Annotated in this window: 9 protein-coding genes and 4 tRNA genes; 2 read left to right on the forward strand and 11 right to left on the reverse strand. The window is 45.0% G+C overall.

All coding sequences use genetic code 11. The features are described 5' to 3' along the window. Nucleotides 1-2 precede the first annotated feature (2 nt). The 4 genes from CLV59_RS19795 to CLV59_RS19810 all read right to left on the reverse strand — a co-directional run bounded on the left by CLV59_RS19795 (nt 3) and on the right by CLV59_RS19810 (nt 9,672). Nucleotides 3-3,086, reverse strand: coding sequence for a glycoside hydrolase family 2 TIM barrel-domain containing protein (locus CLV59_RS19795; protein ID WP_170137827.1), 3,084 nt, complete (start codon nt 3,084-3,086; stop codon nt 3-5). A gap of 66 nt (nt 3,087-3,152) precedes the next feature. Then, the gene (locus CLV59_RS19800) at nt 3,153-4,679 is read right to left on the reverse strand and encodes a RagB/SusD family nutrient uptake outer membrane protein (RefSeq protein WP_111593801.1); all 1,527 of its coding nucleotides are present in this window, start codon (nt 4,677-4,679) and stop codon (nt 3,153-3,155) included. A 23-nt stretch (nt 4,680-4,702) separates the two neighbouring features. After that, entirely contained in the window at nt 4,703-7,780 is a 3,078-nt protein-coding gene (locus CLV59_RS19805) for a SusC/RagA family TonB-linked outer membrane protein (protein WP_170137828.1), read from the reverse strand. A 224-nt stretch (nt 7,781-8,004) separates the two neighbouring features. Beyond that, a complete protein-coding gene (locus tag CLV59_RS19810) occupies nt 8,005-9,672 on the reverse strand; it encodes a tetratricopeptide repeat protein (RefSeq protein WP_111593803.1) in 1,668 nt (555 codons plus the stop codon). A gap of 175 nt (nt 9,673-9,847) precedes the next feature. Between CLV59_RS19810 and CLV59_RS19815 the strand changes: the two genes are divergently transcribed. Together CLV59_RS19815 and CLV59_RS19820 are read left to right on the forward strand one after the other, a co-directional pair. Next, entirely contained in the window at nt 9,848-10,795 is a 948-nt protein-coding gene (locus CLV59_RS19815; protein WP_111593845.1) for a Dyp-type peroxidase, read from the forward strand. Nucleotides 10,796-10,947: 152 nt separating this feature from the next. Further along, on the forward strand, nt 10,948-12,000 hold the full coding sequence (locus tag CLV59_RS19820) for a hypothetical protein (protein WP_111593804.1): 1,053 nt from the start codon (nt 10,948-10,950) through the stop codon (nt 11,998-12,000). A 64-nt stretch (nt 12,001-12,064) separates the two neighbouring features. Here the strand turns inward: CLV59_RS19820 and CLV59_RS19825 are convergent. The 7 genes from CLV59_RS19825 to CLV59_RS19855 form a co-directional block, all read right to left on the reverse strand. Next, nucleotides 12,065-12,141: transfer RNA gene (locus CLV59_RS19825), tRNA-Arg, on the reverse strand. A 6-nt stretch (nt 12,142-12,147) separates the two neighbouring features. Beyond that, nucleotides 12,148-12,224, reverse strand: a tRNA-Arg gene (locus tag CLV59_RS19830). Between the two features lie 141 nt (nt 12,225-12,365). Beyond that, a tRNA-Arg gene (locus CLV59_RS19835) sits at nt 12,366-12,442 on the reverse strand. 140 nt (nt 12,443-12,582) lie between these two features. Beyond that, nucleotides 12,583-12,656, reverse strand: a tRNA-Arg gene (locus CLV59_RS19840). A 178-nt stretch (nt 12,657-12,834) separates the two neighbouring features. Continuing rightward, nucleotides 12,835-13,341, reverse strand: a complete 507-nt coding sequence (locus CLV59_RS19845) for a GNAT family N-acetyltransferase (protein WP_111593805.1) — start codon at nt 13,339-13,341, stop codon at nt 12,835-12,837. 115 nt (nt 13,342-13,456) lie between these two features. Beyond that, a complete protein-coding gene (locus tag CLV59_RS19850; protein ID WP_111593806.1) occupies nt 13,457-13,864 on the reverse strand; it encodes a hypothetical protein in 408 nt (135 codons plus the stop codon). A gap of 31 nt (nt 13,865-13,895) precedes the next feature. Further along, complete coding sequence (locus CLV59_RS19855) at nt 13,896-14,705, reverse strand: ferritin-like domain-containing protein (protein WP_111593807.1); 810 nt, start codon at nt 14,703-14,705, stop codon at nt 13,896-13,898. Nucleotide 14,706 lies beyond the last annotated feature (1 nt).

Consider the following 14,706-nt stretch of genomic DNA (forward strand, 5'->3'; position numbering starts at 1 on the left):
CATTATTTTATAGCGGGACTCAGTATAAATGAATAATTATAGTCCTGATAAGGCAACATAAATTCTGCATGTGGCGTAGCGCCCCAGCTATTATCTCCTCCTACACCGGATTGTTTGTAATCAATGTTCCACCATACCAGATCTTCATTGACCATACTGCCACCGTGATTATTTTCAGCAGCATCCCGGTCGAATTCCATATGGTTCATGTTGAAATGCAGTACGCCGGTACAGATCTGTGGCGTACCTTTTGCCACCAGGCCAATCCCTTGGTTATTGGTGAGCGACATCCATCGAACTCCTGTTCTGTAGCCACTTTCCTGAGCACGTGGGTAAGGATGGAATAACTGATCTGCTTTCATACGATACAGATCTACTGCCGCCGCAGTGTGCCTGTCGGGGTAGTTATCAAAAGGTCCGCGGCCCAGCCATGCCACATTATCAAATTCTCCGCGCAAGATAGTACGCATACCAAAACGAGGTAACTCCGGCATGGTTTCTTTTCCTGTTTTCATGGCCACCTGCACTTGTACGGCGCCTTCACCTGTAATGGTGTAAACTGCCAGGTAGGTAGCTTTCACTGTTGGCAGGGAATGCCAGGTACGAATGGTTACGCTGTAAGGACCTTCTGGGGTTACTGTCATGGAATCCAGGCGGGCTGATTGAATGGCGTCTCTCCAAACTTCACAGCGTATCTGCTGACTGTTTCCTATATCATTGTCCGTTGGAGCTCTCCAGAAATGCGGCTCCAGCGGGGATTGCATGATAGGCTGCTGTTTCCAGGTGTAGGCCGATAACCAGCCAGTATGGTTATTGAATGCCAGTTCAAAATCTTCTCCTGTAACTATTATCTGATCTGCTTCTTTGTGGATGTTCACTTTCTTTTCTACTACTGGCGCAGTAGATTCTTGTAGAGGAGATGGCAGTTCAAATTGTTCCCATGCCAGCAGATGATCTGCTGGTACGGCAGCTGTAGCTACTTTAGTTCTCATTTCTACTGTCAGGAAGTAGGTTGTGCCAGGCTTAGCTTTCAGAGCAGGCAGTGTTAAAGACACTGTTCTTTCGCCATGTGGCGCAATAGCGCCTACTTCCAGCGGTCCCTTTGCAATAGTTTCACCATTGGAGCGGATATACCAGGAAAACTGGTACTGATCCAGGTTGGTGAAGTCTAAACGATTGATGATACGCAGTTGATTCGGCGATAAGGGAACTGTTTCGAATGTAGCTGGCTGTATCACTTTCTTCAATTCGAAGGCCTGCGGATGCGGAGTTCTGTCTGCCGCAAATAATCCATCGGCACAATAGCTGGTATCGCTGGTAAGGCCTACCTGTCCCATATCCCGGCCATAGGCCCAGATATCGCGACCGTTCTTATCTTTTTTCTTAAACGTCTGATCGGAGAAGTCCCAGATGAAACCGCCTTGCAATTGCTGATGGCGGTAAATCAGGTCCCAGTAATCTTTCAGGTTACCGCCGCCATTGCCCATCATATGTGCGTATTCGCATTGAATGAAAGGGCGTGTATTCCATCTCTTCACATATTCCAGCATGATACTGGGAGATTTATACATCGGGCATACGATGTCGGTGTATTCATTTCTGCCAGCGGCTTCGTATTGCACAGGGCGCGTATTATCTATCCCTTTCAGGTATTGATAAGTAGCGATGAAGTTTTCACCAAATTCGCTTTCGTTGCCTAATGACCAAACGATGATGGAGCAATGGTTTTTATCTGTTTCAAACATCCTGCGGGTGCGATGCATGTACGCATCTTTCCATTCAGGTTTGTCGGACAATGTTTTCAACGGGGAGAATGACATACCATCACATTCAATATTTGCTTCATCCACGATGTACAAACCATACTCGTCGCAGAGTGCGTACCAGTCGGGACTATTAGGATAGTGACTGCTGCGCACCGCGTTGATATTGTATTGTTTCATCACTTTGATATCCTCCAGCATGCCTTCTTTGTTGATCACTTTGCCGGTGTACATGTTATGTTCATGGCGGTTCACTCCTTTTATCTTTACAGCTACCCCATTCACTAACAACAGCCCATTGCGGATTTCCACTGTTCGGAAGCCGGTTTTGTGACGGATGGCTTCTACCAGTCGGCCGTTTTTATCGTAGTAAGATATCAATAAGTTATAGAGACACGGATTTTCTGCATTCCAGGATTTCACTTTGCTCACCGCTGCCGTGAAATGATATTTTTCATTACCATTGAGGGCAAGTTGTTGTTTCCAGATCTCCGTATTTTTTTCATCGAGGAGTTTTGCTTGTATGTATCCACCTTCAGCGGCAGTGTTGAATGCTACGTCCAGGTTGAGGAGCCCATTGGTATAAGTACTGTCCAGTCCTGCTTTTACGAAGAAGTCCTGTACAGCGATTTTTGGTCGGGCAATGAGTTGCACGCTACGTTCGATACCACTTAGTTTCCACATGTCCTGTCCTTCCAGGTAGGTAGCATCGCTGAAGCGGAATACCTGTACAGCTACGGTATTCTGTCCTTTGCGCAGGAAGCGGGTAATATCGAATTCGGTAGCTGTTTTGCTGTCTTTTCCCAGCCCAACATATTTTCCATTTACCCAGCAGAAGAAAAATGAATTCACTGCGCCGAAGTGGAGAATAACATTCCTTTCTTTCCAGTTATCGGGAATGGTGAAATTCCGGCGATAGGAACCGATAGGATTGTTGTTTTCCGGCGGGTATGGCGGGTTTACAGGGATCGGGTATTCCACGTCTGTGAAAATAAAACGATCGAAACCTTCTGTTTGCCAGTGGGCTGGCACCTTAATATCTTTCCAGTTGCTCACATCAAAATTATCCGCGAAGAAGTTCTGCGGACGTGCTGCCGGCGCGGAGTCCAGGCGAAATTTCCATATACCATCCAGTGAAATCAGGAACGGCGAAGGTGCATTTTGTAATGCAGCAGTTTCAGACACTGCGGGAATAAACCAGGCATGAGGCGCGAGGGCATTTTCGGTTTGAACCTTTGGGTTACACCATGGTTGCGGGTTTTGCTGAGCGCTTGTCTTTAAAAAGAACAATAGCGCCACTATCCATCCAATACTGTATTTCATCATCTCTATTTCCGTGCTTATGAAAAAATATTTTGCCGGCAGGCAATCCCCTGCCGGCAAAGATTTTTAATACAAATTGTTCTGCTTCAGGAGCGGATTGGTGTTTATTTCTCTCAGTGGTATTGGGAAGCGAATGTGCTTATCCTCTACGAAGTTGTTGGCGAATGGTTTCTGGTGATTCTGCATCAGCGTTTTGATCGCTTGTTTGGCAGTATTACCGCGGCCCCAGCGAACAATATCGAACCAACGGATACCAAATTCTCCTGCCAGTTCCACAGGACGTTCGTGATTACGGATCTGCTCTCTCAGCTGATCTTTATTCAAACTACCTGTTGTAATGGCTTTCGCATGGCTACGTGCACGTACTTCGTTGATGAAACCGATCGCTTCATCCGTTTTACCATTTTCGTTGGCAGCTTCTGCCAGCATCAGCAATACGTCTGCATAGCGGATCAGCGGAATATTGTAACCTACATAAGCGCCGCTTCTGTCGTTCGGATAGGTATATTTATTATAGTAAGCAGGGCGGGAAAGGCTACCTGCAACATCTGCATAAGGCACCAGTGTTGCCGGCGTACCGAGATCCCACATTTTTGAGTTAGGGTCATTGAAGAAGATATTACCATAAACCCTGTCGCTATAGCCACCTGCATCGGTTTTATCTTTCTTCATTTCTGCTACCACCCAATCAGATGGATAGAAAATTTCCCAGCCGTCCAGCGCGTAAGGCGCCGCTTCAAAGTTGAAAGGATGTCTTTCATCAGAAACAGAGCGATCGCCGGTGAACTGTATTTCAAACACAGACTCAGGGCCGTTTTCACGGGTACCGTTGAAATTATCTACGTAGTTGGTATTCAGGGAATATTTACCATAGATCTCTCTGAACTTGGCTTCCGCCTGCGGCCATTTTTCCTGGTACAGGTAGGTTTTTGCCAGTAGCGCTTTTGCAGCTCCTTTAGTAGCGCGACCTTTGTATTCACTGGAATAGCTGTCAGGTAATACGCCTTCTGCTTCTGTGAGATCTTTTTCTATCTGGGCCCAAACATCGGCAGCTGGCGCTTGTGGCACCTGCAGTTTATTCAGGTCTTTTTCGAATTTCAGTACCAGTGGCACATGTTCATATCCATTTACCAGAATGAAATAGTTGTAAGCGCGTAGGAATTTAGCTTCCGCAATAATTTCGTTGCGTTCTTTATCTGTCATTACGGTAATGCCAGGCACTTTTTCAATTACCTGGTTAGCGCGGCCAATACCAGCATAGCAGGTAGCCCAGAGGTTCCAGGGACCTGATTCGTCGGTACCGTTTACAAATGCTGCCATGTTCTTACCGTAAGGTTCATTCTTATTGTTGTCGATATCATCGGCTTTGAATGCCATGGTGACAAATACCTCTTCAAAGAATGTCCATTTGTCGCCGTTATGTCCCTGCAACGCGGCATAGGTGGCGGTGATGCCCTGCAAAGCATGCTGCCTTGTAGTCCAGAAAGTATTTTCTGTGAGGTTTTGTTTATCCTGCAAGTCCAGGAACTTGTCTGAGCACGAAGAGAACAACATCACAGCAGAGAAAACCAGACCTGTTATTTTAAGTTTCATAAAGTTCAATTTAGTTTTTCAGATTAGAATCCAACATTGAGACCGAATACATAAGAGCGGCTCATTGGGTAATAGCCTCTGTCTACGCCACGGCTGAAAATACCGGTATTGGATAAATCCGGATCGAAGCCAGTGTATTTAGTAAATGTCAGCAGGTTGTAAGCGCCAGCATAAATTCTCAGGCGATCCAGGTGCATAGCGGTAGCTAATTTCTGCGGCAGGGTGTAACCCAGTTGCAGGTTGCGGAGACGTACGAAAGAAGCGTCTTCCAGGAAGTAATCAGATACTCGCATGTTTTCATTCTCATCTGCATTGCTCAAACGATAAACGTTTGTATTGGTGTTGGTTGGTGTCCAGGCATTCAGCAGATCTGCAGAACGGTAGTAACGATACAGGAACATTTTAGCGCCGTTATACATTTTCTGACCTTGTTTACCATTCAGGAAAATCATCAGGTCAAAGTTTTTGTAGCTGGCGTTAAAGGTGATACCGTAATCCAGGTTAGGTAAACCGTTCCCCATCAGTTGTTTGTCGTTATCATCCAGTTGTCCGTCGCCATTGGTATCTACAAAACGCAGGTCGCCTGGTTTGGCGTTAGGTTGAATCAGTTCGCCGGATTTATTTTTGTAAGCATCGATTTCAGCTTGTGACTGGAAGATACCATCTGTTTTATAGAGATAGAAAGATGCCAGTGGCTGACCTTTTTTAGTCAGTGTAGTACCGCGGTTGTTGAAGTCTACGAAACCATCCGCGATTACGCCTTCATCGTAACCCAGGCGGATAATTTTATTGCGGCTATGAGAAAGGTTCGCTGTTACATCCCAACGGAAATCTTTATCGGCAGGACTGCGGTAGGTTACCGTGAACTCCCATCCTTTGTTCTCCATATCTGCGATATTGGTCAGTGGCATAGCAGTGATACCGGAAGAACTAGGGATTGGCGTCTCTGCCAGCATATCGCTGGTTTTAGAATGGAAATAGTCGAAGCTACCGCTTACACTACCTTTCAGCAGACTGAAATTCAGACCGGCGTTGAAGGTGGCGGTTTGTTCCCATTTGATATTATTGTTAGCCAGTGTAGCTGCGATAGCGCCCACATAAACAGGCTGACTAGGCGCTCCACCGAATGGATAGTTCAGGAAAGGATCTGAACCAGACAGATAGATTTTCGCCAGGTACTGGAAGTTACTCACATTCTGGTTACCAACGGTACCGTAGCTCACGCGTGGTTTCAGTTCGGAGATCCATGGAATGTTGAAGAAGTTTTCCTTATGGATGTTCCATCCGCCGGAAAAAGAGTAGAAAGTACCGAAACGGTTCAATGGACCAAAACGGGAAGAACCATCGCGGCGGAGGCTTCCCTGTACAAAGTATTTATCATCGTAGTTATAGCTGGCACGTCCGAAGTAGGATTGCAGGTTGTTGCCATAGTTCCAGCCATTTACGCGGATGTAGTCACTCTTTCCTTCTACGATCAGACCTGACAGCGATTCAATCAGCGGGCTGCTCAGGTGGTTACCGGAGCCGATAGTACCCTGACTGATGTTCTTCTCACGGGAGAAGCCGTACATCGCTTTGAAGTTATGTTTACCCAGTTGTTTCTCGTAATTCAGGAGATGGGTAAAGAGGGTGTATTCGGTTCTACCGCGACTTTCAGAGCGGGAAGGATTTTCTACAAAGGATTGTGCCCCGAAATCATAGGGAGCTGTTTGACTATAAGTATAGCTGTTTACGATATTCTTACCAACGGTGAAGTTGTAGGAAAATCCGTACCAGAGTTTTAGATCAGCGGCCACATTGAGTTGCAGGTAGTCGTCAATTGATCTTCCGTTCCAGAGCATTCTTTCACCTACCGGGTTACCGGAACCGAGTTCTGTTTCTGGTTTTGCGTAGCCATTGATGGAATTAGGATCATAGATACGTTTATGCGGTAACGTTCTGTATACTTCCATGATTGGAGAGAAACCAGCGTTACCATCGCCATCTACATCGCTGTAGTTTTGATTATTGAAACGGGTGTAAGCAACGATAGGCATAATTTTCAGGCGACTGTCCAGCAGTTTGATTTCGCTGTTCAGGCGTACGTTATCTCTTTTAGCGCCGGTGTTGATGATGGTACCGGAGTTTTCCCAGTGGCCATAAGACAGGCGGTAAGCGAGTTTCTCAGAAGCCCCTGAAACATCCAGGTCGTACTTCTGTTCGATGCCTTGTTTAGTAAAAGCGCCCACCCAGTCAGAGTTAGCGTATTTGCTATCGTCCTGTACATAAATCGGAGGCGTGGTATTGTCGTTTGCATAAGCCTGGCGTACCACTTTGTTCATGCCCAGTTTATCCAGTAATGGCAGGTTGTTGTTCAGGCGCTGAATAGAGTAAAAAGAATTGAAGTTTACTCTTGGTTCACCTGATTTACCTTTTTTGGTAGTGATGATGATCACCCCGCCAGCGGCGCGGGCGCCGTAGATGGTGGCCGCAGATGCATCTTTCAGAATGCTGATAGATTCCACATCGTTCGGGTTGATATCGTAGGCATAGCCCAGTGGAATACCGTCTACCACGTAGAGTGGGTTGGCATTGTTGATACTGTTCAGGCCACGTACCAGTACAACTGGTTGAGCGGAAGGATTACCTGTACCGGAGCTTACGATCACGCCAGGAGCCTGCCCTTGCAGCATGGTACCGATGTTACCGGCAGGCTGTTTGGAAAGGTTCTTGGTGTTTACGGAGGCGATGGCAGCGGTTACATCTCCCTTTTTCTGGGTACCGTAACCGATCACCAGTACTTCGTCCAGGCCTTTTACATTTTCGTCCAGGGATATCGCCAGATGTTTGCTGGTTGGTTTTACTTCTTTGGCGGCGAATCCCATAGCTGATACTAAGAGGGTCGCATTTTCCGGAACGGCGGCGAGGGTAAATTCCCCTTTGGCATCCGTAGAGGTACCCCGGCTTGTATTTTTTACGGCAATACTGGCTCCTGGGATGGCGTTGCCTTTTGCATCTGTCACCTTACCTGTCAGGTTTAGGGTAGGTGTCTGGGCAAAGACGGTTAGCCCGGTAAACAATAGGAATAGTAATATTCCATTTCTCCGTAGTTGTTTCCACATACGCATTTTGGTTTTTAATTCTGCTTTTTAAAAATTAACATGGACTGTCCCTCCGGCACTGTGACATAGGTTGATGTTTTTCACACGTGAATCTGGCAGCGCCGGGACCGGAAGTAAAGTAGAAAGGAAAATCAAGGGCAGAGGGGTTTGCCACCTCTATACAGGCATTACAGAGACCTCTACACGACCTCTACAAGGGGATTAACTAATTAAAAATCAATTACTTAAAATTGCTTTAAAAAATCAGACAGGTTCTCTTTGTGTTCCAGATTGAAGGCTTTCCGGAGTCGATATCTTGCCATTTCGACTGATTTCACGGAGATATTATTGAGTGAAGCGATGTCTTTTATGGACAGATTCAGGCGAATTTGGGCGCATAAGCGACGTTCATTTTCGGTGAGGTCCGGGAACTTTTGGAGGAGGTTAAAGAAGAAATCTTTGTGGATTTCGTTTACGGAAAGGTTAAAATCCTGGGTGTCTTTGTTACTGTCCAGGTCATGTTGAAATTTATGAATGAGGCGATTGAACCGGGTGATATTTTCGTTTTTGGCATCGCCATGGATATCGATTACGGTCAGTTCATCGATAAAATTGCGAATCATATCATTTCTCTGGGAGATGAAGAGCGCATAGTTTTTCAGGTCGTTGTCCCGGAATTCCAGTTTATTGTTGAGGGATTCCTTCTCATGAATGGCCGCTTCCAGTTCTCTTTTGATGAGTGCCTGCCGCATTTCCTCCAGTTCTTTCTCTTTTTTGCGCTTCTGGTTCATCTTACTGATATAGAGGATGCCTATAATAATAAGAAGTAGTACGCCTGCTGCGAGTGCATTCCGCTGGAAGGCGCGTAATTCTTTCTGGGCTTCCAGGGTGATGATCAGTCGCTCGTTCTCTTTGGCTTCCCGCTGGATTTTAAGGGCGGAAATGGCCTCGCTTTTACTTTTGGAGAGAATCTGGTTACGCACCTCTGTGTAATCCTGGAGGGCGGTGAAAGCTTTTTTGTATTCACCGAGTTCCTGGTAAAGCAATGCCGAGTTCGTAAGGTTATCCAGTAGTTTTTCTTTTCTTGTATTGGAGTTGGATTGATGGATCAGCGCTCTGGCGTCGGTCAGGAGTTTTTCTGCCAGGGGATATTCTTTTAGTTTGATCCGGGAGAAGGCCATTTGGTTGAGTACTTCGGCATGAGCGAGTACGTCTGTGGTGCCAAGAATGGTAAGGGCTTTCTCAAAATCCGCGAGGGCTTCCTGGTATTTGCCGAATTCGTTTTCACAGATCCCCCGGTTGCCGAGGGCACTAGCTACCATAGGTTCGCTGTGGCATTGGTGGGCAATGGTGATGGTACTATCAAAATATTTACGTGCTGTTTCAAATTCATCTTTCAGCAGATATACCAGGCCAAGTGCATTCATGGAGAGTGCTACGCGGCGTGGGTTTCCCAGTTTCTTATAAATTTCATGTGCCTGCATATGGTATTGCAGGGAGAAATAGCTGTTTTCTGTATCGTAGAAGATCCAGCCCAGATTGGTGAGGGCACGTGCGGTGGCGCTATCATTCTTCAAAGCCTGACAGATGTCGAGCGCATTATAGCCATAGTTCAGTGCCTGGTCGTACTGATCATTATATAGATATCCTTCGGATAAGTTTAAGAGAGACGCGGCTTGGAGTTTCTTGTTGTTTTCCTTGAGGGCAAGCAGGTAGGCTTCATTGGCCATCACGAGTGCCAGGTTGGTAGAGTCTTTATTATAATATGCAGCAAGTGTGTTGAGTGCATTGATTCTCTCCACACTGGTCATTTTTTTATTTGAAAGCGACTGATTCAGGCTATCCACATTCAGTTGGGCAGTGGTGTCGTTGGCGTACAGGCAGACTGCGAACAGGAATGACAACAATTTCATTGAGGAAATGTAAGGAATTTTTCGGTGAAATATCAAATAAGCGGCTACTGGATAAACGAAATTATGTGGATCGATACGTGTCTCCCTAAAGATTATCAACGATACTAATTATTTATAAACTTCTAAAAATCGTATTTTTAATCAGCACTCATCTTAAGAAACGCAGTATATGGCCATGGTAAATTCAATTAGTACGAACAATCCGCAAAATGTTACGGATTATCCTAACAACAATACTTACTTTCTGGTATGGAACTTCAAAGAAGGATTGACTACAGCCCAGATCAAGCCCGTCTTCCAGCGGTTATGTGCGTTGGTGATCAATCTCAATAATTCTGCGCTCGATCGTTTTCCTGAATCAAAGGCCAGTTGCGTGGTGGGCATTGGTTATGATGCATGGTTGCAACTGGAGTTGCCTAAGCCTTTGCCAAAGGAATTGAAAAACTTTGAAGCTATAACTGGCGGCAAACATACCGCTGTAGCCACGAAAGGCGATCTCCATTTTCATATCCGTTCTGATGTAAAGAGTTTTGCTTTTGATATGAGTTCCATCATAGCAGATTGTATGAATGAGATAGCTTATTGTGTGGTGGAAGTGCAGGGATTTAGGTATTGGGACAGTCGCTCTATCCTGGGATTTGTGGATGGTACCGAAAACCCGCATGGAACGGATCGTGATTATTTTGCAGTGATTGGAGAGCAGGACCCTGCCTATAAAGGTGGGAGCTATCAGTTTGTTCAAAAGTATTTGCATGATCTGGATGCATGGAAATCGCTTTCTGTGGAGGAACAGGAAAAAGTAATTGGTCGTTCCAGGACGCATGACATTGAAATGAGTGATGATGTCAAACCGAAGAACGCGCATATTGCACTCGCCAATGTTGGGGACGATTTAAAGATAGTGAGAGATAACATGCCTTTCGGCAATGTAGCCACGAATGAAATGGGCACATATTTTATTTGTTATGCCAGCACTTTTACAACGGTAGAGAAGATGCTCCGCAATATGTTTATAGGTAATCCTGTAGGGAATTCCGATCGTATTCTGGATTTTAGTATTGCCACTACAGGTAGTTTGTTTTTTGTTCCTTCTCTGGATATGCTTAATGATTTTGCAGGTTAACAGGGTGATCTTTATCGAATTTTTCTAGTGAAAAAATTAATAGGATGCCATTGGCGGTATATGCTCCACCGCGGGGGTTCTGCATGCGGCCCATGTAAATTAATGGGATCAGCATTTCCGCTGTAGCATTTTTCACCATAAAAATTTGAATGATGACAACCCACTTAAAACCTTGTTTCCAGTTATTTATACTGGCCTCTATCCTATTTTTATTAAGCAGCTGTAGTAAATCAAATCAAAAAGATGCATTACATCCCATTGGCAATAATGCCAAGCTGGAAAAGTTGGGTCCATTAAATGATCCTGATGTTTATGTGGCTGGATGGGAAGACAGTGTTCATTTATCTCCGCGTGCAAAGTATTGGGTAAACGGCGTTCCATACTCATTGCCTGGTGGCGAATATGCAGTGGCGATAGCGCTTTCCGGATCGGATGTACACATTGTGGGTACGAAAAGTGATAATGCCATTTACTGGAAGAATGGAGTACCTACTACGCTTGTCAAGACTGGTTACACAGCCATCGCCAACGGTATTACTGTTTTCAATGGCGATGTGTACGTTGCTGGCAGTGATGATCTGGGGAATGTTTTGTCTAACCGACCTGTTTACTGGAAAAATGGAATACAGGTACAACTCACTACGGGCGGGTCTACTATCAGTTCTAGTGCAAAAGATATTGCGGTGAATGGCACCAATGTATATGTGGTGGGGACAGTGGATTCAAAGCCTGTTATTTGGAAGAATGGCGTACTTAGCTATTTATCTGACACTCCTGGAATGGCACTAAGTATTGCAGTTATAGGCGCTGATATATATATCTGCGGATATGATTTTGGAAACAGGGCGGCATATTGGAAAAACGGTGTGAAGGTAATTTTGCCCGGAGGGGTATTCAATCCAGATGCGGGAAGGATAGCCACCGGCATTTATGTATACAATGGCGTTCCTTATTGTGCTGGTTACACCTGGTCTGCCGGTGCGAAATATTGGATTAACAACTCGATAGTGGCTTTACCATGTGAAACCATTGAAGCGAGGGCAAATGATATTGCTGTATTCAGTGGTAATATTTATGTGGCAGGACTTGAAGACCCTAATAATGGTCTTACAAAAGCGAAATACTGGATTAACAGTAATCCGATTAATTTAACGGATGGCACCAAACGTGCGGAGGCGATGAGTATTGCTATTAAGCCAAACTAGCCTTTATTGAGAAGGCGTATAAAAAGGAAGCGGGTTACTTTTTGTAAAGTAACCCGCTTTTGTGTGGTGACCGCGTCAGGATTCAAACCTGAAACCTTTTGATCCGTAGTCAAATGCTCTATTCAGTTGAGCTACGCAGCCAGTATGTGGTGACCTCGTCTGGATTCAAACCAGAAACCTTCTGATCCGTAGTCAGATGCTCTATTCAGTTGAGCTACGAAGCCATTCTCTCCCTATTGAAGGGGATAAAAGGTAATATTTCTTCCGATCTAATCTTATTATTTTCAAATCATTACAATTGAAAAAAAATAATTAGTTGAAGAACTTTTGAAAAAAAATGCTGCAACTGGTGCAGCATTTTTTTGTGGTGACCGCGTCAGGATTCAAACCTGAAACCTTCTGATCCGTAGTCAGATGCTCTATTCAGTTGAGCTACGCAGCCATTTCCTATTGAAAGGAGGACAAAGGTAAAAAATTATTTCAATCTAACAAATTTATTTTCAATTAATTATGATTGAATAATCTTCGTCAGATAAAGAGCTTTTGAAAAAAAATGCTGCAGTTGGTGCAGCATTTTTGTAGTGACCGCGTCAGGATTCAAACCTGAAACCTTCTGATCCGTAGTCAGATGCTCTATTCAGTTGAGCTACGCAGCCGTACCGTGTCAAACGGGATGCAAATGTAGGGTTTGTTTTTAATTTGACAAATTTTTTTCAAACATTTTTACAAATTGTCACTACCGGGAACCCCTATACGAAGAAAACAAAACACCCCAAACTAGCCACAGACCTACATTTAAACCGTGTAAACATTTTTTAATCCGGTGTGCAATATTTATCCGATACCAAATTCAGGAGCATAATGGACCACTCCTGTTGTATGTTCCAGCGCGCCTGGTACTAATTCCAGGGCCATGAAACTTTCAGCAGGCACTTCAAAAGGTGCGCTGATCTGCCATTTATCAGCCGGCAAAAATCCAAAAATTGGATAGTAGGCTGCATGGCCGAGTACAATCACAGCTTTAAAACCCAGCTCTCTGGCTTTGCTTAGCCCTGCGTTGATAAGGGCTTTCCCTATTCCTTTATTTTGATGATCCGGCAAAACGGCTACAGGCGCCAGTGCCAATACCGGCAATGTAGAACTCCCAATACTACAACGGGTAAACAAAATATGTCCGGTCACCTCCTCTCCTTCCGTTGCCACCAGCGACAACTCCGGTACAAATGCCTGACTGCCGCGCAATGCAGCAACCAGGTCGGCTTCTTCTGTACGGCCAAATGCGGCCGTTACCAATGCCTGTACCTCGGCAATATGATGTGTTTCTTCTTGTAGTATATTCATAACAGTTAGTTGCACAATTTAGTCTGCTGCATATTTTTTAATGTACATGCAAAAAAACAGCGTGTCATCTTCCAGGGAAGATGACACGCCAGCACTAAATTAACCAATTATTCTATTAACTGTTCACCCAAAGGCCCCAGTTGCTATCAAACTTATACCATTTTCCATCTGAAGCTTCCCATTTCCAATCCGGCACTTCTGACCAGGTTTTTCCATCCGTGCTCCACACCAACTTTTTATCATGGATTTTCAACCATTTCCCATCTTTATCAGCCCAGGCGCCATCTTTCACAGCTTCCCATTTTTGCCCGTCTGTGCTCCACCACAAACCACCGTGTTTATCCAATTTGTACCAGTAGGTTTTCCCGTCTTTCATGCCGGGCCATGTACCATTGGTCGATTTCATCCAGTCCCTCATCATAATATGTGAGGAGATCCTATTTGCAGGCGCTGCCTGCAGTTCACTGAAACCCACTGTCATCAATGGCAGTGCGGCTATCATCAGATTCAATACTTTTTTCATGTTGATTAATATTTAATTTTCAGGAAATATTTTATACAATAAATGGACTCACCAGCGCCTGTACCTGACTCGCTGTTAATGGCTCGTCAAAACTTTCGCTGGCGGCATTTATACTCACAAATTGAGCGATATTCACTCCCGCCTGGATAGTGAGTTCCTCTCCATTATAATTTGCTTGTACCGCGCTTCCTATTCCTCCCGTATCATTTCCGGTAATCCAGGGTTTTACAATCGCCCCTCTGGCACTGCGCATCTGACGGATATGAGAAGCATGACGCGCTTCAACAGAATGGATGCGAAGCGCAGCCGACAACACGACGCTATTGCCCAATAATTCCGCCGCTCTTCCTTTATAGGCTCTCACACCCGTATCTTCAAAGGTTTGTGCCACTGCCAGGAATGTATCGTAATTCGTAAAAACATTGCTAAATGTACCTTTGGCAGTAAAATCAAAAGTAGGCTTCGAAACAGGCATTCCTCCCAGAGAGCTGATCGTGGATTTCAAAAATGCGACATGCTCATTTTCATGATCCCTGATCGTGTTGATAGCTGCTACAGCCGGGGTTCCTGCCGGTACTATGCCAGAAGCGGCCCCGGTTGTATAAAATTCGGCTTCCAGGTATTCCAGCGTTAATGCATAATTAAGTACATTCAATATGGTACTTGTACTCTGCCCATATGCACGTTTAAACATTCCTCCTAAAGCAAAAGGCAATGCAGCAAGGGCGATTCGACCTCCCAGCGTAGCAAATTGCTGCATGGCATTTCTGCGTGTATCCAGTCGCTCATAAACTTCTGGATCTGTCTTTTCTATTTCATCCATTATATTTTGAAGATGCATT

The organism is Chitinophaga dinghuensis, from assembly GCF_003259435.1.
Classification (GTDB): domain Bacteria; phylum Bacteroidota; class Bacteroidia; order Chitinophagales; family Chitinophagaceae; genus Chitinophaga; species Chitinophaga dinghuensis.